Origin of the sequence: Solibacillus silvestris, from assembly GCF_051967575.1 — a bacterium.
Taxonomy (GTDB): domain Bacteria; phylum Bacillota; class Bacilli; order Bacillales_A; family Planococcaceae; genus Solibacillus; species Solibacillus silvestris_B.
Genome location: NZ_JBQCJW010000019.1, coordinates 1 through 21,400, shown reverse-complemented (window position 1 = coordinate 21,400; position 21,400 = coordinate 1). Strand labels below are relative to the sequence as shown.

Here is a 21,400-nt window from a genome sequence, read left to right as displayed (position 1 = left end):
AATGAAGTCTTTAGACGGAATTAAATTTGCTGAAATGGTACAAATGGGTGCACATCACCTATACCAAAATGCAGCATATGTAGATTCACTAAATGTATTCCCTGTGCCGGATGGAGATACAGGGACAAATATGAATTTATCAATGACATCTGGTGCAGATGAAACAGAAGCAAATAAAAGCGGGCATATTGGCAAAACTGCACAAGCTTTGTCAAAAGGCCTGCTTATGGGAGCACGCGGGAATTCAGGCGTCATTTTGTCTCAGTTGTTCCGAGGTTTCGGAAAAGCGATTGAAAAAGATGAAACAATCGATGCACGCATGTTGGCGAATGCATTCCAAGCAGGTGTGGACACTGCATATAAAGCCGTTATGAAACCAGTGGAAGGTACAATTTTAACGGTAGCGCGTGAAGCGGCTGCAAAAGGTGTGGAAGCAGCTGAAACAGAAGATAATATGATTGTCGTGATGGAAGCGTTTATCGAGGAAGCAAAGCAATCATTGAACCGCACACCGGATCTTCTGCCGGTATTAAAAGAAGTTGGTGTTGTCGATAGTGGCGGCCAAGGATTGCTGTTCGTTTATGAAGGTTTCCTTGCCTCTATGAAAGGAGAACCATTGCCGGCGAAAAACGAATCGTCATTGGATGATTTAATTAATGCGGAACATCACCGTGTACAAGACTTCATGGACACTTCAGATATCGAATTCGGCTATTGTACAGAAATTATGGTGCGCTTCGAGGCCGATAAAGAGCCTTTCAGTGAAGAACAATTCCGTCAAGAGTTAAATCCGATGGGTGACTCATTATTGGTAATTTCGGATGATGAAATTGCGAAAGTACATATTCACTCGGAAACTCCAGGTGCTGTACTGGCAGCAGGGCAAAAATACGGCAGCTTAATTAAGATCAAGGTGGATAATATGCGTGAGCAGCATTCCGCAATCGTCAATGATGCACCAAAAGCGCCTGCCAAGCAGCAAAAAACAAAAGTGCCATATGCGATTGTCACGATTGCGATGGGTGAAGGCGTAGCGAATTTGCTGCGTTCGATTGGTGCTTCATATGTAATTGAAGGCGGTCAAACGATGAACCCTTCAACAGAGGATATCGTAAAAGCGGTTCAGGAAATTGGTGCTGAGCGTGTATTGATTTTACCGAATAACAAAAATATCATTATGGCGGCAGAGCAGGCGGCGGAACTTTTGGAAATTGAAGCAGCTGTTGTGCCGACGAAAACGATACCTCAAGGAATGGCGGCCATTTTGGCATTTAATCCTGAAGAAACAGTGGAAAATAATAAAAACAATATGACAGAAGGCTTCGCACATGTGAAGACAGGTCAAGTGACATTTGCAGTGCGTGATACGTCTATTGATGGCGTTGAAATCCGCAAAGATGATTATATGGCATTGACTGAAGGCAAAATTATTTTATCGACACCCGAAATGATGGATGCAGCGAAAAAAGTGCTGGAAGGATTGATGGATGAGGATTCGGAAATCATTACTATCATTTATGGCGAAGATGCTTCGGCAGGGCAGGCAGATGAACTGCAAAGCTTCATCGAAGAAAACTATCCAGATGCAGAAGTTGAGATCGTCGAAGGGAAGCAATCTCTTTATCCGTTTATTTTATCTGTAGAATAAATAGTAAAAGCAGCCGGGATAAAACGAAAACATCAATTTTTCACTGTGGGGAAAAATTGATGTTTTTCTGCTTTTACTATTATTGCTCGGGAGCACTGAAAAGCCTCTTTACTACGGCGTTCAGCAATTTTGGATTTAATTATGTGTTGAGATAAAATAAAATAAAATAAAATAAACAGGCGGAAATTTTCCTGCTATTTTAAGTATGAAGCTCATTTTGGAAGTAAATTAAGGCATTTCTTCAGGTTATGCATGAAAAAATCATTTCCATTCCTAAATAATTGATTGTGCAACTATATGTAATATGGGCGCAATTCTGCTTTTACAACAAGAAATTTGTTAATTACAGAAAAAATGAGTACACTAGAAGTAAATGAAAGTATGAAAGAATAGAGAGGGGTTCCATTATGAAATTTACATCCGTTTTTGATATTATTGGTCCTGTTATGATTGGTCCGTCCTCTTCGCATACAGCAGGCGCAGCACGTATTGGCCGTGTCGCACGTGATTTGTTTGGACGCCAGCCAAAATGGGTGAAAATTTATTTATATGGTTCATTTGCCGAAACGTATCGCGGTCATGGGACGGATGTTGCGATTGTCGGCGGATTGCTGGACTATGATACAGACGATGAACGCATTAAAACAGCTTTTGCAGAAGCGGAAAAAGCGGGTTTGCAATTTGAATTTATTCCGGAAACAGCTAATAAAGAGCATCCGAACACCGCGCGCCTTTTAATGGGTGATGACGAAGCGGAAATGAGCGTTGAAGGAATTTCAATCGGCGGCGGTAAAATCGAAATCAGTGAAGTGAATGGCTTTAAGCTGCGGCTTACAGGCGGGATGCCGGCTATTTTAGTCGTGCATGATGACCGTGCTGGCTGTATTGCCAATGTAGCAAATTGTTTGGCGATGCATGACGTGAATATTGGTCATATGGAAGTATCACGTATTGAACGTGGTCTAACCGCTTTAATGGTTATTGAAGTCGATCAAAACATAGATCAACGTCTATTGGAACAAATTTCTTACATCCCGCATATTACGAAAGTTTCAAAAATCAATAACTAAAGGGGTGAAAAATATGGATGTATTATTTCGTAGTGTCCGAGAATTAGTAGAATTGGCAGAGACGGAAGGGAAACTTATTTCCGAGTTAATGATTGAGCAGGAAATGTTAATTACCGGTCGCTCGCGTGAAGAAATTTTTAAGCAGATGGACCGCAACTTAACGATAATGGAAGAAGCGGTTGAGCGCGGTTTAAATGGTGTACAGTCTGTAACAGGTTTAACGGGCGGCGATGCTGTACTGATTCAAAATTATATTAAAAAAGGCAATACATTAGCCGGAGACCTTTTACTTGATGCTGTCAGCAAAGCTGTTGCAACAAATGAAGTGAATGCGGCAATGGGTACAATTTGTGCGACACCGACTGCAGGTTCGGCGGGGGTAGTTCCAGGTACATTATTTGCAGTGAAAAATAAATTGAATCCGACACGTGAACAAATGATCCGCTATTTATTCACATCGGGAGCTTTCGGTTTTATCGTGGCAAACAATGCTTCGATTTCAGGGGCAGAAGGCGGCTGTCAGGCGGAAGTCGGCAGTGCATCTGCCATGGCTGCGGCTGCGATTGTGGAAATGGCTGGCGGAACAGCGCAGCAAAGTTCAGAAGCGTTTGCGATTACGCTTAAAAACATGCTCGGTTTAGTATGTGATCCGGTAGCAGGCTTAGTGGAAGTGCCATGTGTTAAACGTAATGCAATGGGTGCATCCAATTCATTAGTCGCGGCGGATATGGCATTAGCAGGCGTGACAAGCCGTATCCCATGTGATGAAGTAATCGGGGCGATGTATCGCATCGGTCAGGCAATGAGCCCGAACTTAAAAGAAACGGCTCGTGGCGGCTTGGCTGCAACGCCGACTGGCAAAGCGATTACGCATGCTATTTTTGAGGGCGGCGATTTAAAGAGCATTTTAAAATCGCGTGTAAATAGCAATTAACGGTAAAAGAATGGGCGCAGGTTTTCACTGAGCTCATTCTTTCTTTGTTTGTGTGGGAACATATGCACCCATTTTGTGCTATGCTAAAAGTACAACTATTTTATAAAGGAAGTGTCGACAATGATTCATGAGCCAGTTTCGCAACTAAAAGGGATCGGGAAAGAAACAGCCGAAAATTTAACGAAAATTGGTATCCATACGATACATGATTTAATTTGGACATTTCCGTACCGCCATGAAGATTTCCGATTAAAAGATTTAACAGAGACACCGCATAATGAACGTGTCACAATTGAAGCACGTGTTGAAAGTGATCCGACTGCACTTTTTTTAGGGAAAAACAAATCACGCCTGCAATTCACCGCGCTTGCAGGAAGACATTTAATAAAGGTCGTTTTTTTCAATCAAAATTATTTGCGTCAAAAGCTATCGACAGGGATGGTTGTAACCGTGACGGGTAAATGGGATCGCGGTCGTCAAGTCATTGTCGGCTCGTCCATTACATTCGGACCTAAAGAAGGGCTAGTGGATTTTGAGCCGGTATATAGTTTAAAAGGGAATATCCAGCAGAAACGCTTTCGTAAATATATGCGGCAAGCATTGGATACTGTGAAGGAACAATTGCCAGAAACATTGCCTTTAACACTGAGGGAAAGCTATCACCTAGTAAATATTCAAGAAGCATTGGAAGGCGTTCATTTTCCAACGGATGCCGAACATGCTAAGCAGGCGCGCCGACGCTTTGTTTATGAGGAATTACTGCAATTTCAGCTTCGTATTCAAGCATTGAGAAAAGTGAATAAGGAAAATGAAAAAGGTATTTCCATTCGCTTTGATTTAGAGAAATTAAAAGCATTTATCGCGACATTGCCATATGAGCTGACAGGCGCCCAAAAGCGGGTTGTCAATGAAATATGCAAAGATTTATTGCTGCCGCAACGTATGAATCGTCTTCTGCAAGGGGATGTTGGTTCAGGGAAGACGGTCGTAGCGGCAATCGGACTTTATGCAGCGGTAACAGCAGGGTACCAAGGGGCATTAATGGCACCAACCGAGATTTTGGCGGAGCAGCACGCCGAAAACCTGCATATGTGGTTTGATTCGATCGGTGTGAAAGTTGCATTATTGTCTGGCTCCACAAAAACGAAGGCACGTCGCGAATTGTTGGAGCAGCTAGCATCAGGCGATATTGATATCCTTATAGGAACTCATGCCCTCATCCAACCAGATGTTGAATTCCATAAGCTCGGTTTTGTCATTACGGATGAGCAGCACCGATTTGGTGTGGAACAACGTCGCGTACTGCGTGAAAAAGGGGAAAACCCGGATGTGCTGTTTATGACCGCAACCCCTATCCCGCGTACATTGGCGATTACAGCATTTGGAGAAATGGATGTCTCGATTATCGACGAGCTCCCGGCTGGGCGTAAAGAAATTGAAACACATTGGCTGAAAAAGGAGCAGCTAAATAGTGTATTGACGCGGATGGCAGCTGAGCTTGAAGCAGGGCGTCAAGCATACGTCATTACCCCATTAATTGAAGAGTCGGATAAGCTCGATGTCCAAAATGCGGTCGAGGCTTATGAGCAGTTGAAAGCTTATTTTGGCAATCGATTTGAAATCGGACTCATGCATGGCCGGCTTCATCCGGACGAAAAAGATGCGGTCATGCGCGCATTTAGTGATGGGAAAGTCCATGTGCTCGTTTCCACTACGGTAGTCGAAGTAGGTGTAAATGTCCCGAATGCGACGTTCATGACTATTTATGATGCAGAACGATTTGGTTTAGCGCAGCTTCACCAGTTGCGCGGACGAGTTGGCCGGGGTGAGCACCAATCATATTGCGTGCTTATAGCCGATCCGAAAACAGAGGAAGGAAAAGAGCGTATGATGAGCATGACCGAGACGAATGATGGCTTCCGCTTAGCTGAAAAGGATTTGGAACTTCGCGGCTCAGGCGATTTCTTTGGGAAGCGGCAAAGTGGTTTGCCGGAATTTAAGCTGGCCGACCTTGTCCATGATTACCGTGCGCTTGAAACAGCAAGGCAAGATGCAGCCAAAATGCTGTATGAGGAAGCGTTTTGGCAAAATGCAGAGTATGAATATTTACGCGAAGATTTAATTGCTTCGGGTGTATTGCAAGGTGAGAGAATTGATTAAATAGTTAGAATTCTTTATTATAAAAGGTAGCAATCTTTGACAAAAAACTAATTGAGAAGAGGTAAAATGATGGGCAAAATGTATCCGTATTTCGTTTTAAATGGCCGAGCAAAAGAGGCGGTTGATCTATATGCAAAACTATTCAATGCCAAAAATGTAACGATTTCAACATTCGGCGACTTGCCTCCAGATCCCAATCACCCGATCCCGAACGAAGCAAAGGATTTAGTGATGAATGCGCTTGTTGAATTGCAAGAAGGGCAAATGATGTTTTCCGATACATTTCCCGGTTCGCCTCTAGTGACGGTTGGAGATAATGTCACAATTTCCTATGTATCAAAAGACGAACAGGAAATTCGTTCGATTTTTGAAGGATTGAAAGACGGCGGAAAAGTTATAATGGATTTACAGGAAACTTTTTGGAGCAAATGCTATGGACAGGTGACGGACAAGTTCGGTGTATTATGGCAATTAAGCCTCGAAGCGTAATAATGTTAAAGGACGCAGCAAAAAAATGTTGCGTTCTTTTTTTTATCCATGTATATTGATATTAGTACCAAGTGCTAATACTAATCTTTCAGAAAATTAAAGGCAGGTAACAAATACGTATGAAGCGTTCCAAAAAAGAGCGACAGTTATTATTGACTGAACAGATCTCCGACAATCCTTTCGTTACAGATGAACAATTGGCAGCAGAATTTAATGTGAGCGTTCAAACAATTCGATTGGATCGCATGGAGCTCGCAATTCCGGAATTGCGCGAACGTATTAAAGATGTTGCTGCTAAAAAATATGATGAAGTAAAATCTTTGCCGCTGGATGAAGTTATCGGTGAAATCATTGATATAGAGCTGGATAGTAGGGCAATTTCGATTTTTGATGTTGGAGAGGAGCATGTATTCCAGCGCAATGGGATCGCACGGGGACATCATTTGTTTGCACAGGCGAATTCTTTGGCTGTCGCGGTTATTGATGATGAACTTGCTCTTACAGTAAAATCTAACGTAGCTTTCGTCAAGCCTGTTCGCGCAGGTGACCGTGTCGTGACGAAAGCGATTGTAAAAGGAAAAAACCCTGAAAAAAACCGTACATTTATCGAACTGACCTCTACTGTTGATAACGAAATTGTTTTCAAAGGAGAGTTTGAAATGTATCGTACGAAAGGTGAAGAAACAACATGAAAATAGCAGTAGATGGCATGGGTGGAGATAACGCCCCACAAGCAATTGTAGAAGGTGTTCTGCTTGCTCTCGAAGATTTTCCTAATTTAAATATCGATTTATATGGAGACGAACAAAAAATGGCTCCGTATTTGAAAAATCATGACCGCTTGACGATTATGCATTGCAGTGAGGTAGTGGAAGCGGAAGACGATCCTGCACGTGCAGTGCGCCGTAAAAAGGATTCTTCGATGGCACGGATGCTGGATGCTGTTGCTGAAGGAAAAGCGGATGCCTGTTTATCTGCGGGCAATACTGGTGCTTTAATGGCGGGCGGCCTTTTTAAAGTAGGGCGTATCGAAGGAGTATCGCGCCCTGCATTAGCAACGACATTACCGACAATCAACGGCGACGGTTTTCTTATGCTGGATTTAGGCGCCAATGCTGATGCAAAGCCTGAAAACTTGCTGCAATATGCGATTATGGGTGATATTTACGTAAAGCAAGTACGTGCCCAAAAAGCCCCGCGCATCGGGCTGTTGAACATCGGCACCGAAGATAAAAAAGGCAATGAGCTAACAAAAGCGGCCTTTACATTGTTGAAAGAGGCGGATTTCAACTTCGAAGGCAATGTGGAAGCCCGTGAATTGCTGAACGGTATAGCGGATGTTGTTGTAACAGACGGCTTCACAGGAAATATGGTGCTGAAAACGATTGAAGGCACAGCAGGTACAGTTTTCAAAATGTTGAAAGAAACATTATTTTCTACGACAAAAACGAAAATCGCCGCTGCATTAGTAAAAAATGACTTAAAACAGCTAAAAAATAAAATGGACTATACAGAATATGGCGGGGCGGCATTATTCGGCTTAAAATCGCCGGTAATTAAAGCACATGGTTCATCGAATGCGCGTGCAATATACAGCGCGATTCGCCAAGCGACAATTATGGTGGAGCATGAAGTATGCGAAACAATTGCCAAAACAATTGAGCAAATGCCAAAGCCAGAGTAAGCATTTTCACAAAGGGGAATATCAAATGACAAAAATTGCTTTTATTTTTCCAGGACAAGGTTCACAAACTGTAGGAATGGGTGCGGAATTTGTTGCGAATGATGAAAAGAGCAAACAATTTTATGTAAGGGCAGATGAAGTGTTGCAGCTTCCGTTGTCGGATTATATGTTGAATGGCCCACAGGAAACGCTGACACTTACATATCATGCCCAGCCAGCTTTGTTGACATCAGGGGTAATGATCGCAAATAAGCTGCTTGAAGCAGGCCTCACACCGCACTATACAGCGGGTCATTCATTAGGGGAATACAGCGCATTCGTAATTTCGGAAGTGATCGCTTTTGAAGATGCAGTGAAAACCGTTCATGAGCGGGGTGTATTTATGGACGAGGCAGTACCGGCAGGACAAGGAGCAATGGCAGCGATATTAGCGTTGGACGGCGAAAAGCTGGACGCGATCTGCCAGCAAGTTTCCGCTGAGGGGGAAGTCGTTCAAGTGGCGAACTTCAACTGCCCTGGCCAAATTGTGATTTCAGGGACGAAACAAGGCGTGGACGAAGCATGCAAAAGAGCGAAGGAAGCAGGAGCAAAACGAGCTTTACCGTTAGTCGTGAGCGGTCCTTTCCATAGTTCATTAATGCAAAAAGCGGCACATAACTTAAAAAATACGGTAGGTAATTTAACATTGCAAACACCGAAAATCCCAGTCGTAAGCAATGTCACTTCAGAGCTGCTGACGACAGTGGAAGCGATCAAAGAGGAAATGGTCGCACAAGTAACGAGCTCGGTAAAATGGGAGCAAAACATCCAAAAGCTTATTGCAGAAGGTGTGACGATCTTTATTGAGTGCGGACCAGGAAAAGTATTATCAGGCTTAGTGAAAAAAATCGACCGCAATGTGCAAACATATTGTGTATATGATGAGGCGAGTTTAATGCAGGTTGTCGAGGCATCGAAGGAGTGGAAACAATGGGCTTAATCGGTAAATGTGCTGTAGTGACAGGAGCGTCCCGCGGCATTGGTCGCGCAATCGCATTGCAATTGGCAAGCGAAGGTGCGAAAGTTGTTGTCAATTACAGCGGGAGTGAGCAAAAGGCGCTGGAAGTTGTAGAGGAAATCAAAGCTGACGGCGGCGAGGCGATTGCTGTACAGGCGAATGTTGCAGAAGCGGATTCTGTGCAAAACTTAATGAAGACAGCGCTTGATATGTATGGTTCTATTGATATTTTAGTGAACAATGCGGGCATTACGCGCGATAATTTATTGATGCGCATGAAAGATGACGAGTGGGATGATGTCATCAATACGAACTTAAAAGGCGTTTTCCTATGCACGAAAGCAGTAACGCGCCAAATGATGAAACAACGTGCAGGTCGCATTATTAATATTTCGTCCATCGTAGGTGTTGCAGGGAACGCTGGGCAGGCTAATTATGTAGCAGCAAAAGCGGGTGTCATCGGCTTGACAAAAACAACTGCACAAGAACTGGCATCAAGAAATATTTTAGTGAATGCAATTGCGCCAGGCTTCATCACAACTGAAATGACAGAAGGGCTACCGGAAGATTTAAAAGAAGCAATGCTAAAGCAAATACCTTTAGCAAAGCTTGGCCAACCGGAAGATATCGCGAAAGCAGTCGTATTTTTCGCTTCGGACAGCGCCAATTACATTACAGGGCAAACATTGCAAATAGACGGCGGCATGGTAATGGCTTAAAAGATTCAGCAACTGAATGAAGAGGATAATGAAAGCGATTTTTCTTGAGGGGAGGTGACTGATTTGTCTACAGTATTTGAGCGTGTTTCAAAAGTAATCGTTGACCGTTTAGGCGTTGACGAAAGCGAAGTGAAATTGGAAGCATCATTCCGTGATGATTTAGGTGCGGATTCATTAGACGTTGTTGAGTTAGTAATGGAACTTGAAGATGAGTTCGATATGGAAATTTCTGATGAAGATGCAGAAAAAATTGCCACAGTTGGCAGTGCAATTTCATACATCGAAAGTAAAATCAGCTAATAAACATATAGAGGCAACGATTGTAGGGTGAACCAAAACTATACAATCGTTGCCTTTTTAATTGAAGTTAGCTGGAATCGATTGGTTTAAAATGTAATTCTAACTTTCATCAAAATCACTCTATGCAGAAAGATTGTGGGAAGGATAAATTTTACCGCAAAATAGAGTGGCTTGAGTTGTAAAATGGTAGACTATCAGGGAATGAAGCGTGTGCAGGAAATATGGCTGCTCCTGAGATTGCCCGTCGCAAAGCTTTATTTAAAGCTTTTGAGCCACTCCCAAGGAAAAGCGCTCCTGTAACGCAACGGAACGGAACGGAATATATAAAAGCTGGCAAAAATATAGATTAAATGTTGCAAAGTAATTAATACGAAATTCGTTGGCTTTTTGACCGATACCCTTTGCACAATGCTATAGAACAAGGTAAACTAAACGTTAGAAACTAGAAGGAAGGCAGAAAGTCCATGACCCAAAGAAGAAAAGGGAACAGCCAAAAGCCTGGTGTACTCCCTGAAAAAGTAAAAATACAATTTCAGATTCTACAAAACGAAATGAATATTCAATTTCAAAATAAAGCTTTGCTATACCAAGCTTTTACGCATTCATCTTATGTGAATGAGCATCGCCGCAAATTATTTACGGACAACGAACGATTGGAATTTTTAGGGGACGCTGTATTAGAATTATCTGTATCAAAATATTTATTTGAAAAATTTCCGGGCATGAGTGAAGGAGAACTTACAAAATTGCGTGCATCAATCGTATGTGAGCCATCATTAGTCGTATTTGCGAATGAACTTAATTTCGGACATTTTGTTTTATTAGGTAAAGGAGAAGAATTGACAGGTGGTCGTGAACGTCCGGCTTTGCTTGCTGACGTGTTTGAATCATTTATCGGAGCTCTTTATTTAGATCAAGGTCTAGATGTGGTTGTCGCCTTTTTAGAACGTATTGTATTCCCTAAAGTTGAAGTCGGTGCTTTTTCGCATGTGATGGATTTTAAAAGTCAATTGCAAGAAATAATTCAACAAACGAATAACGGCCTTTTATATTATGAAATTGTTGATGAAAAAGGTCCAGCACATAATCGAACTTTCGTTTCACGCGTATTATTGAACAGTCAAGAATTAGGTATTGGCAGAGGAAAATCAAAGAAAGAGGCTGAGCAGCAAGCAGCGCAAAGTGCCATGCTAATGCTTAAGCAGTCAAAGCAAGAGGGGGAATAAAATGTTCCTTAAAAGACTTGAAGTACTAGGCTTCAAATCATTTGCCGAACGAATCGGCATTGATTTTGTTCCTGGTGTTACAGCAGTTGTAGGACCGAATGGCAGCGGAAAAAGTAATGTAACAGATGCAATACGCTGGGTATTGGGCGAGCAATCTGCGAAAAGTTTACGCGGCGCTAAAATGGAAGACGTCATTTTTGCAGGAAGTGAATCGCGAAAAGCGCTGAACTTTGCAGAAGTAACACTCGTTTTGGACAATACGGATGAGCAAGTGGCGATTCCCTATACAGAAGTAAGTGTGACGAGACGTGTATATCGTTCAGGTGAGAGTGAATACTTACTCAATAATCAGCAATGTCGCCTGAAGGATATAACGGACTTGTTTATGGATTCCGGACTTGGAAAAGAAGCGTTTTCCATCATTTCACAAGGACGGGTGGATGAAATTTTAAACAGTCGACCCGATGACCGCCGCAGTATTTTCGAAGAGGCGGCAGGTGTTTTAAAATATAAGCTGCGCAAGAAAAAGGCGGAGTATAAGCTTGTTGAAACAGATGAAAATTTAAATCGTGTCCTCGATATTTTACATGAAATTGAACACCGTCTTGAACCATTGAAAATTCAAGCATCAAGCGCCAAAGATTATGTGCGCATGACAGCGGAATTAAAGGATTTTGATATTGCGTTAATGGTGCATGATGTACTTGCACATGAAAATACATTGCACAGCTACAATGAAGAACAGCAAAAATTGGCTGTCACTGAAAAAGAACATGCGGCTGAAATTGCGAATGTAGAGCAGCAATTGCGTAAAATGCGTTCGGATTTAAAAGCAATTGATCAAGTGTTGGACGAATCGCAGGAACAACTTGTCGAAGCGAGCGCGGAAGTAGAGAGATGGGAAGGGCGAAAAGCACTTTTCAATGAAAAGCGCTCGAATGCCGAAAAGCAAATCCAGCAACTGCGGGAAAGCTTGTCAGAAGCGACGAACTATGCGGCCGAGCTTCAGCAAGATGAACAAGAAAAGCGCCGGCAATTTACTGAAAAGCTAAAAAATGTACAGCAAATGCGTTCGGCATTAAAGCAAGTTGAGCAAGCATTGACGCGTTCTGCTTCTGAAATTGAACAAGAAATTGAAGAAGCGAAAAATACGTATATTAACTTATTAAACGAAGAAGCAACAGTGAAAAACGAATTAAAGCACATCGATCAGCAACTAACGCAAGAGCAGGCATCTGTTGAGCGCATGACAGGCCGTTCATCTGAAATTCAAAAGGAATTAATGGAAGCACGCGCCAATAAAGAAATAACGGAGCGAGCACTCCAGCAGGCGGAACTTGCTGTTAAGGAGCAGCTTGACCGTTTTGACGTGATGCAAATCCAATTGAAATCAGCAACAGCGGATTTGGATGAAAAACAAGACCTGCTATATAAAGCATATCAGCATCATCAGCAGCTAAAGGCGCGAAAGGAAACATTGGCAGAGCTTGAGGCCGACTTTTCCGGGTTTTTCCATGGGGTGAAAGAAGTGCTTTTAGCGCGAGATCGCCGTGAGCTAAACGGGATTGAAGGCGCTGTAGCAGAGCTGATTCATGTTGAGCCAAAATACTCGCAGGCGATTGAAACGGCATTAGGCGCAGCATCGCAGCATATTATTACAGAGAATGAACAGCATGCCCAAAGAGCAATCGGTTGGTTAAAGCAAAAACGTGCCGGACGTGCGACATTTTTGCCGAAAACAGTGATGCGGTCGCGCAAAATACATGTACAGCAATTGAGCGATATACAATCACATCCTGCCTATGTGGCATTGGCGTATGAGCTTGTTAATTATGCACAGGAAAATGAAACGATTATTGAAAACCTTTTAGGCAATGTACTTGTCGCTTCCACTTTGGAAGGGGCGAGCCAAATCGCGCGTCTATGCGGATTTAAATATCGGGTCGTTACACTTGAAGGCGATATCGTAAATGCCGGCGGTTCCTTAACTGGTGGTGCATTGAAACAGCAAAGCTCGTTATTTTCACGAAAAGCTGAGCTTGATAAATTAGTTTCCACATTAGCAGAAATGGAAGCGACAATCCGGTCTGCCGAGCAAACGGTGGCTACAAAAAAACAGCAAATTGCCGAATTGCGCCATTCATCGGAAGAGATGAAACTGCAAGGGGAATCGATGCGGGAGCAAGAGCAAATTCATCGTGCAAAGCTTTTGGAGCTGGATATGATCGTAAAAAGCTTGCAGACGACTGTTACGGTTGCACAATCAGAACAATCGTCATTATCTACTCGAAAGCAGTCATTAAGCGAACAGCAAACGATTGCACGGACACGCTTGACAGAGCTGCATGAAGAGCTGCAGCAAATCCAGCAAACAGTAGATGAATTAACACTGGCTAAAACCCAGAGCGAGACGCAAAAAGATGTATTGCGTGAACAGCTGGCCGCGCAACGATCAGAGCTTGCCGTAGCACAGGAGCAGTTAACACAGGTTCAGACATCCATTGCTGCGATTGAGCTCAATTTAGCAAAAGCGAGAACTACAGCCGAAAAAATTTCCCAGGAAATAGAGTGGATTGAATCTGAAGATGGTTTAAATGGTCCTTCAGCAGAGGAATTGGCACAGACAATTTTAGAATGGACGACGAAAAAAGAAACATTGACAGAGACAATCCAGAAAAATCGAGAGGCACGCTCGGTTTTACACGAGCAAGTGACGGAAAGTGAAATTCAATTACAAGAAGTACAGCGTGTACATAAAAGCTATATTGATGCATTGCGTACTTTAGAGTTAAAACGCAATCGAATTGAATTTGAAATGAACCATTTACAGGAGCAATTGCTTGAGCAATACGAGCTCGATATTCTATCTGCGCAAGATGAAGCGGTAGACATAGATGACGAAGAGCAAGTACGCAGGAAAGTGAAGCTGTTAAAACAATCGATTGAAGAACTTGGCCCTGTCAATTTATCGGCAATCGAGGAATATGACCGAGTTCAGGAGCGCTATGTGTTTTTAAGTGAACAGCGAGAAGATCTGGTTGCCGCAAAAGATACATTGCACAAAGCGATTGGCGAGATGGATGAAGAGATGACCGAACGCTTTAACGAGACATTTAAGCAAGTACGAAAGCAATTCGCGATCTCCTTCCGTGAGCTATTTGGCGGAGGCACTGCGGATTTAGTGCTATTAGATCCTGAAAATCTATTGGAGACAGGCATCGAAATTATTGCACAGCCACCAGGGAAAAAACTTCAAAGCTTAAGCCTGCTTTCCGGTGGGGAACGCGCATTGACGGCAATTGCTTTATTATTTGCCATATTAAATACACGACCTGTTCCATTCTGTATTTTGGATGAGGTCGAAGCGGCATTGGATGAATCGAATGTAGCGCGTTATAGTGAATATTTACGTAAATTTAGTGAACATACACAATTCATCGTCATTACCCATCGTAAAGGGACGATGGAAGGTGCCGATGTTCTTTACGGCATTACGATGCAAGAATCGGGCGTATCGAAGCTAGTCTCAGTAAAGCTAGAAGAACAGCCTGAATTAGTAACGCAAGGGAGTGGCATAAAATGAGTTTTTTTAAGCGACTGAAAGAAAAATTAACAGGTGGCAATGAGCAGCAAGAGCAACAGAATGGCTCATCACAACTTGATGAACAAACATATCAAGAAAAATTGCTCATCGAAACAGGTGAGGAAACAATTCCCGCACCTGAACAAGAAGCAGCAGAAAAAGTGCAGAGTGAAGCGGCAGAGCATATGCCGATGGAAGAAGAACAAAAGCATACAGAAGAAGCGGAACCGTATTTATTAAACAATGCCGCAGTGGAAGAGCCGCAAAAGCAATCCGCATGGTCCATTACACAGAAGTTTAAAGCAGGCTTAGAAAAAACGCGCAATTCATTCACTTCGAAAGTCAATGATTTAGTCGCACGCTACCGCAAAGTCGACGAAGATTTCTTTGAAGAGCTTGAAGATGTATTATTGCAAGCGGATGTCGGCTTTGAAACGGTTATGGAATTAATGGATAAATTGCGCTTTGAAGTACAGCGCAAAAATATAAAAGATACGAACGGCATTCAAGCGATCATTTCCGAAAAGCTAGTTGAAATCTATGAATCAGGCGAAGAAAATTTAACGGACTTAAATATTCAGCAAAGCGGCGATTTAACCGTGATTTTGTTCGTCGGAGTAAATGGTGTCGGTAAAACAACGACAATCGGTAAATTGGCGCATCGTCTAAAATCGGAAGGTAAAACAGTTATGTTGGCCGCAGGTGATACATTCCGCGCTGGTGCCATCGATCAATTGCAAATTTGGGGCGAGCGTGTCGGTGTAGAGGTAATTGCACAATCCGAAGGTTCCGATCCTGCGGCAGTTATGTATGACGCTATTCGTGCAGCAAAAAATCGACAAGTGGATGTTCTTATTTGCGATACAGCTGGACGACTGCAAAACAAAGTGAACTTAATGAATGAGCTTGAAAAAGTGCATCGTGTTATTTCCCGCGAAATTCCCGATGCGCCGCATGAAGTACTGCTTGCTTTAGACGCTACGACAGGCCAAAACGCACTTGTCCAAGCACAAATGTTCAAAGAGACCACAAATGTGACCGGGATTGTTTTAACAAAGCTGGATGGCACGGCAAAAGGCGGAATCGTATTAGCCATCCGCAATAAATTGCACATTCCTGTAAAATTTGTCGGTCTTGGCGAAAAAATGGATGACTTACAACCGTTTGATGCAGAACGTTACGTATACGGCTTATTTGCAGACGGTTTGGAAAAAGAGTTAAAAGAGCTGGAAGATTAATCATGAGCGAGCAACGAGAAAATTTGTTGCTCGTTTTTACTTTGTTAAACTATAGATTTTGGCATTGAGGATAACTTTACAAAAAAGTGTTGTCCCCGTCTAGGCAAACCGCGCCAATTCCCCGTACTATTAGGCTCCTCGGTGCAAAAGGAAGGCGCTGAAAAACTACGGTTATTAAAAATCCAATTTCAGTTTTAATAACAGCGCCTCTATCGCATTGGAATGAATTCACATTTACGGATAGGGTTTTTGGCTCCTAATTATGTGATGAAGAAATAAGCGGAGTTTTTCCGCTTATTTGCGCAATAGAGCTCATTTCGGGGAAAATAAGCGGAAATTTTCCGGTTATGCAAAGGAAAATCCTCCATTTTCATTTTTTTTTGGTCAATAGGCGGAATTTCTCCGTCTATTTACGCCATTTTCCGTTGTATTTTTAAAATAAGGGGAATTTTTCCGTCTATTGATTAAAGTGGGTACTTAAACAGATTTCCCAACAGTTACTAGCGGCCCTTCATCTCGAATTGCGGGAATCAGCCTCTTTCTTGCCGCCACGCTTAAAATAAGCCTAGATTTCTTCGTGATATTCACCTGGCGAATAAAATATACAGACATATTTCCTGAAGAAACGAGATCGATTGCTGTGCCAATTAAAAACCTGTAAATTGAAAATGAAATTATTAAGAAACAAGACTGATTATCAGTGCCCTCTGCAAAAGTGGGGGAACGTTTACTTTTGCGCCGGGTCCTCCAATGTCTATCAGAGTTGACCGGGCGCTTTAGCGTTTTTGTTCTTACCTATCATTTAAACGGACAAGGAGATTGCCTTGACAGTAAGCTGCTGCACGCTTATGATAAGATAGACAAAATATGATTGGAGAGATACAAATGCTACTTGAAAAAACAACACGCATGAACTTTCTCTTCGACTTTTATCAAGCACTTTTAACAGACAAACAGCGCAGCTATATGGAACTATATTACTTGGACGATCACTCGTTAGGAGAAATTGCCGAAAGTTATAATATTTCACGCCAGGCTGTTTACGATAACATTCGCCGTACTGAGGCGATGCTTGAAGAATATGAAGAAAAACTAAATTTATTCGAAAAGTTTCAACAACGTCAAATTGTGCTAAAACAATTGGCGGATGCGATTGAGGATGAGGCTTCTACAACAGAGGCGAAACTGGCATTGGTTGAACAATTGAAGGAATCGGATTAGGAGGCGAACGAGTTGGCTTTTGAAGGTTTGGCAGAGCGACTCCAAGGTACGATCCAAAAGATTAAAGGCAAAGGAAAAGTTTCGGAGCAAGATGTTAAAGAAATGATGCGTGAAGTCCGATATGCCTTAATCGAAGCGGACGTAAACTTAAAGGTAGTAAAAGAATTTGTTAAAAAAGTTAGTGAGCGTGCAGTCGGTTCAGATGTCATGAAATCATTGACACCTGGCCAGCAAGTCATCAAAATTGTACAGGAAGAATTGACGAATTTAATGGGCGGCGAACAAAGCCCGATTAAATTCAGCAATCGCCCGCCGACTGTCATTATGATGGTCGGCTTGCAAGGTGCAGGTAAAACGACGACTACAGGCAAGCTGGCGAATGTTTTACGCAAAAAATATAATAAAAAGCCATTATTGGTAGCAGCTGATATATATCGTCCAGCCGCTGTCCAGCAATTGCAGACATTAGGGAAACAGTTATCTTTACCGGTTTTCTCACTAGGTACAGATGTTTCTCCTGTTGAAATTGCACGTCAGGCGATCGAGCATGCAAAAGAAGAACATCTGGATGTTGTATTAATCGATACAGCAGGTCGTCTTCATATCGATGAACAATTAATGCAAGAGCTGAAAGATATTCGAGCATTAAAAGAGCCTGATGAAGTATTTTTAGTCGTTGATGCGATGACAGGACAAGATGCTGTAAACGTTGCACAAAGCTTTAATGAAACAGTCGGCATTACCGGTGTCGTATTGACGAAATTGGATGGTGATACACGTGGTGGTGCGGCATTATCTATTCGCTCTGTTACAGAAAAACCGATTAAGTTCGTAGGTATGGGCGAAAAAATGGATGCTTTAGAGCCATTCCATCCAGAGCGTATGGCAAGCCGTATTTTAGGGATGGGTGATGTTTTATCGCTCATTGAAAAAGCACAGGCAAATGTGGATATGGAAAAGGCAAAAGAGCTGGAAGAAAAATTCATGACACAATCGTTTACGTTTGATGATTTTATCGAGCAGCTTCAAGCCGTGAAAAAAATGGGGCCACTTGATGAATTATTGAAAATGATTCCGGGCGCGAACAAAATGAAGGGCCTGGACAATGTCAAAGTGGACGAAAAGCAAATGGGGCGCACTGAAGCGATAATTTATTCAATGACACCGAACGAAAAGACGAATCCGGAAATTATTTCGGCAAGCCGTAAAAAACGGATTGCGACAGGTTCTGGTACATCCATTCAAGAAGTTAACCGCTTATTAAAGCAGTTTGAAGAAATGAAAAAAATGATGAAGCAAATGACAGGCATGACACAGGGCAAGGGTAAGAAAAAGATGAAAATGCCTGGGTTTGATTCATTATTTAAATAAAAAATAAGGTGTTAAGAAAAAACACTTTACAAACCATCAAGACATTGCTAATATAATATCTTGTGTGAAACTTATTCGGAGGTGCTATTAAAATGGCAGTTAAAATTCGCTTAAAACGTATGGGAGCTAAAAAATCTCCTTTCTATCGTATCGTAGTTGCAGACGCTCGTTCACCACGTGACGGTCGTCAAATCGAAACAGTAGGTACTTACAACCCACTTACAGTTCCAGCTACAGTGCAAATCGATGAAGAGAAAGCTCTTAAATGGTTGGCTGATGGTGCAAAACCATCTGATACTGTACGTAACCTGTTCTCAGAACAAGGTATCATGGAAAAATTCCATAACGCTAAATACAGCAAATAATTCAATGATGAATTCGGAGGTGGCATTATGCAGCAGCTGATTGAAGCAATTGTGAAACCATTAGTCGATTATCCTGAAGAAGTTCGTATTGAGACGGATGAAACTTCAAATCGAGTTGTTTATAAACTTTTTGTTCATCCCGAGGATCGAGGGAAAGTAATAGGCAAGCAAGGACGTGTTGCGAAGGCAATTCGTACGATTGTGTACTCAGCAGCAGGCGGTCACCAGAAGAGAAAGACATATGTCGATATATTGGATTAGTAAAGGAAGGGTGGCATTTTGCTAACCCTTCTTTTTTTGTTATGATAATGTTGTTTTCCGTTACGGCGGAGTTTATTGCGGTTACCACAGAGGCAACGTTCTTGTGCTCCTGTCGCTCCGCTTTCGTCGCAAAGTAACATTCAAATCAAAAAGGCATTTGAATGTTACTTCGCCGCCTTCACTCCAAACAACGGTGTATATAAAAGTTATGTGGTAACAAATTATTATAAAAGGTGGAATATACATGGAATGGTTTAATGTAGGTCGTATTGTGAATACACATGGTATTCGTGGAGAACTGCGAATTTTATCGACAACGGATTTTGAAGAAGAACGTTTTGCGATTGGTTCTAAACTTGCAGCATTCAAGAAAGATGATAAAAAGCCGACTTGGGTAACAATTGCTTCTTCCCGGCGCCATAAAAATTTTATATTAGTAACGTTTGAAGGAATGGAAAACATCAATTTAGTGGAACCTTTCAAGGAAGGATTGCTAAAAGTAACGATGGACCAATTGGCTGAAGATGAGCTGGAGGAAAATGAGTATTATCATTTTGAAATTAAAGATTGTGAAGTGTTTTCAGAAGAAGGCGCACTGATTGGTGTTGTTACAGACATTTTGGAAACGGGCGCAAACGATGTATGGGAAATAAAAGCGCAAGGTGGTAAAAAGCATTATATTCCTTACATTGAGGATATCGTAAAAGAAATCGATGTAGATGAGAAAAAAATCATTATTCATGTAATGGAAGGCCTGCTATGATGAAAGTTCATGTACTAAGTTTATTTCCCGATATGTTTACGGGCATATTTGGTGCATCAATTTTAAAAAAGGCCCAAGAAAAAGGTGCGGTCGAGTTAGCTGTAACGGATATTCGGGAATTTAGCGAAAATAAGCATAAGCAAGTCGATGATTACCCATACGGCGGCGGGGCGGGGATGGTGTTGAAGCCGGAACCGATGTTCAAGGCAGTTGAAGCCATTACAGAAGGTCGCAAGCCGCGCGTTATTCTAATGTGTCCGCAAGGTGAGCGCTTTACGCAGAAGAAGGCGGAGGAGCTTGCCAAGGAAGAAGATTTGGTATTCCTTTGCGGACATTATGAAGGATATGATGAGCGTATTCGGGAGCATCTTGTAACGGATGAGATTTCGGTTGGCGACTTTGTATTAACAGGGGGCGAGCTTCCTGCAATGACAGTAATTGACGCGGTCGTTCGTTTATTGCCGGGTGTTCTAGGGCAAGAGGATTCCCATATTCAGGATTCATTTTCAACAGGATTACTGGAGCATCCCCATTATACAAGACCAGCCGATTTTAGAGGGATGAAAGTACCGGATATACTGTTATCAGGGAATCATGCAAAAATCGAAGCGTGGCGTGAGGAACAGTCATTTAAGCGAACGTTGGAGCGTAGACCGGATCTATTTGAAGCGCTGGAATTAACGGACAAGCAAATGAAAATACTCGAAAAGATTAAGAGTGAAATGTAAAGCAAAACTACTTGCAAGCCCTCAAAAATTATGGTAAGATTCATTCTGTGCTTCAATGTAAGCACTGAATTACGGTGTTCCGCTGTGGCTAATATTAGCGTGCAAGAGCATCTGTCCAAGGAGAGAAAACAATGTCAAACATTATTACAGAGATCACAAAAGATCAATTACGTTCAGACTTACCTTCATTCAAACCAGGTGACACAGTTAAGGTACACGTTAAAATCGTTGAGGGTACTCGTGAGCGTATCCAATTATTCGAAGGCGTAGTTATCAAACGTCGCGGCGGCGGAATTAGCGAAACTTTCACAGTACGTAAAATTTCTTACGGCGTTGGTGTAGAGCGTACTTTCCCAGTACACACTCCAAAAATCGCTAAATTAGAAGTAGTTCGTAAAGGTAAAGTACGTCGTGCTAAACTTTACTACCTACGTAACCTACGTGGTAAAGCTGCTCGTATTAAAGAAATTCGATAAGAACTTTTTAGAAGGGGGCTTGTATATACGAGGGCACTGAAAAACTTACATTTTTTACGATGAATTAGTTTTTCAAACAAAAATAAGGCCCTTTCCATTCGTTTTTGAATGGAAGGTGCCTTATTTCTTTCTTTTTTCCTACTCTTTTTCACTCAGTAGTTTGAGTA

20 protein-coding genes are annotated in these 21,400 nt (G+C 42.2%); all 20 read left to right on the top strand.

What is annotated here, in order from left to right; genetic code table 11:
- Position 1: 1 nt before the first annotated feature.
- Positions 2–1,648, top strand: coding sequence for a DAK2 domain-containing protein (locus ACTHOQ_RS12365; RefSeq protein ID WP_440496452.1), 1,647 nt, complete (start codon positions 2–4; stop codon positions 1,646–1,648).
- A 407-nt stretch (positions 1,649–2,055) separates the two neighbouring features.
- Positions 2,056–2,718, top strand: a complete 663-nt coding sequence (gene sdaAB / locus ACTHOQ_RS12360; RefSeq protein WP_440496451.1) for an L-serine ammonia-lyase, iron-sulfur-dependent subunit beta — start codon at positions 2,056–2,058, stop codon at positions 2,716–2,718.
- A 13-nt stretch (positions 2,719–2,731) separates the two neighbouring features.
- The gene (gene sdaAA, locus ACTHOQ_RS12355; RefSeq protein WP_440496450.1) at positions 2,732–3,652 is read left to right on the top strand and encodes an L-serine ammonia-lyase, iron-sulfur-dependent, subunit alpha; all 921 of its coding nucleotides are present in this window, start codon (positions 2,732–2,734) and stop codon (positions 3,650–3,652) included.
- Between the two features lie 120 nt (positions 3,653–3,772).
- On the top strand, positions 3,773–5,812 hold the full coding sequence (recG, locus tag ACTHOQ_RS12350; RefSeq protein WP_440496449.1) for an ATP-dependent DNA helicase RecG: 2,040 nt from the start codon (positions 3,773–3,775) through the stop codon (positions 5,810–5,812).
- A 69-nt stretch (positions 5,813–5,881) separates the two neighbouring features.
- On the top strand, positions 5,882–6,301 hold the full coding sequence (locus ACTHOQ_RS12345; RefSeq protein WP_440496448.1) for a VOC family protein: 420 nt from the start codon (positions 5,882–5,884) through the stop codon (positions 6,299–6,301).
- Positions 6,302–6,420: 119 nt separating this feature from the next.
- On the top strand, positions 6,421–6,993 hold the full coding sequence (gene fapR, locus ACTHOQ_RS12340) for a transcription factor FapR (protein WP_440496447.1): 573 nt from the start codon (positions 6,421–6,423) through the stop codon (positions 6,991–6,993).
- Entirely contained in the window at positions 6,990–7,985 is a 996-nt protein-coding gene (plsX, locus tag ACTHOQ_RS12335; protein WP_440496446.1) for a phosphate acyltransferase PlsX, read from the top strand. Before fapR ends, plsX begins: the two co-directional genes overlap by 4 nt.
- 25 nt (positions 7,986–8,010) lie before the next feature.
- Positions 8,011–8,964 carry an ACP S-malonyltransferase gene (gene fabD / locus ACTHOQ_RS12330; RefSeq protein WP_440496445.1) on the top strand — a complete coding sequence of 318 codons (954 nt, stop codon included), beginning with the start codon at positions 8,011–8,013 and terminating at the stop codon, positions 8,962–8,964.
- Positions 8,955–9,701: a 3-oxoacyl-[acyl-carrier-protein] reductase gene (fabG, locus tag ACTHOQ_RS12325; protein ID WP_440496444.1), complete on the top strand. Its 747-nt coding sequence runs from the start codon at positions 8,955–8,957 to the stop codon at positions 9,699–9,701. The genes fabD and fabG overlap by 10 nt, the downstream gene beginning before the upstream one ends.
- A gap of 63 nt (positions 9,702–9,764) precedes the next feature.
- Entirely contained in the window at positions 9,765–10,001 is a 237-nt protein-coding gene (gene acpP, locus ACTHOQ_RS12320) for an acyl carrier protein (RefSeq protein ID WP_440496443.1), read from the top strand.
- Between the two features lie 464 nt (positions 10,002–10,465).
- Entirely contained in the window at positions 10,466–11,227 is a 762-nt protein-coding gene (gene rnc, locus ACTHOQ_RS12315; protein ID WP_440496442.1) for a ribonuclease III, read from the top strand.
- Between the two features lies 1 nt (position 11,228).
- On the top strand, positions 11,229–14,810 hold the full coding sequence (smc, locus tag ACTHOQ_RS12310; RefSeq protein WP_440496441.1) for a chromosome segregation protein SMC: 3,582 nt from the start codon (positions 11,229–11,231) through the stop codon (positions 14,808–14,810).
- Positions 14,807–16,048, top strand: a complete 1,242-nt coding sequence (gene ftsY, locus ACTHOQ_RS12305; RefSeq protein WP_440496440.1) for a signal recognition particle-docking protein FtsY — start codon at positions 14,807–14,809, stop codon at positions 16,046–16,048. Before smc ends, ftsY begins: the two co-directional genes overlap by 4 nt.
- A gap of 885 nt (positions 16,049–16,933) precedes the next feature.
- Positions 16,934–17,269, top strand: coding sequence for a putative DNA-binding protein (locus ACTHOQ_RS12300; RefSeq protein ID WP_079525160.1), 336 nt, complete (start codon positions 16,934–16,936; stop codon positions 17,267–17,269).
- Between the two features lie 12 nt (positions 17,270–17,281).
- A complete protein-coding gene (ffh, locus tag ACTHOQ_RS12295) occupies positions 17,282–18,640 on the top strand; it encodes a signal recognition particle protein (RefSeq protein WP_440496439.1) in 1,359 nt (452 codons plus the stop codon).
- A 92-nt stretch (positions 18,641–18,732) separates the two neighbouring features.
- Positions 18,733–19,005: a 30S ribosomal protein S16 gene (gene rpsP, locus ACTHOQ_RS12290; RefSeq protein WP_191698432.1), complete on the top strand. Its 273-nt coding sequence runs from the start codon at positions 18,733–18,735 to the stop codon at positions 19,003–19,005.
- A 27-nt stretch (positions 19,006–19,032) separates the two neighbouring features.
- A complete protein-coding gene (locus ACTHOQ_RS12285) occupies positions 19,033–19,266 on the top strand; it encodes a KH domain-containing protein (RefSeq protein ID WP_440496438.1) in 234 nt (77 codons plus the stop codon).
- Positions 19,267–19,510: 244 nt separating this feature from the next.
- The gene (gene rimM, locus ACTHOQ_RS12280; RefSeq protein WP_440496437.1) at positions 19,511–20,029 is read left to right on the top strand and encodes a ribosome maturation factor RimM; all 519 of its coding nucleotides are present in this window, start codon (positions 19,511–19,513) and stop codon (positions 20,027–20,029) included.
- Positions 20,029–20,757, top strand: coding sequence for a tRNA (guanosine(37)-N1)-methyltransferase TrmD (gene trmD, locus ACTHOQ_RS12275; RefSeq protein ID WP_440496490.1), 729 nt, complete (start codon positions 20,029–20,031; stop codon positions 20,755–20,757). Before rimM ends, trmD begins: the two co-directional genes overlap by 1 nt.
- A gap of 131 nt (positions 20,758–20,888) precedes the next feature.
- Positions 20,889–21,233, top strand: coding sequence for a 50S ribosomal protein L19 (rplS, locus tag ACTHOQ_RS12270; protein WP_440496436.1), 345 nt, complete (start codon positions 20,889–20,891; stop codon positions 21,231–21,233).
- Positions 21,234–21,400 lie beyond the last annotated feature (167 nt).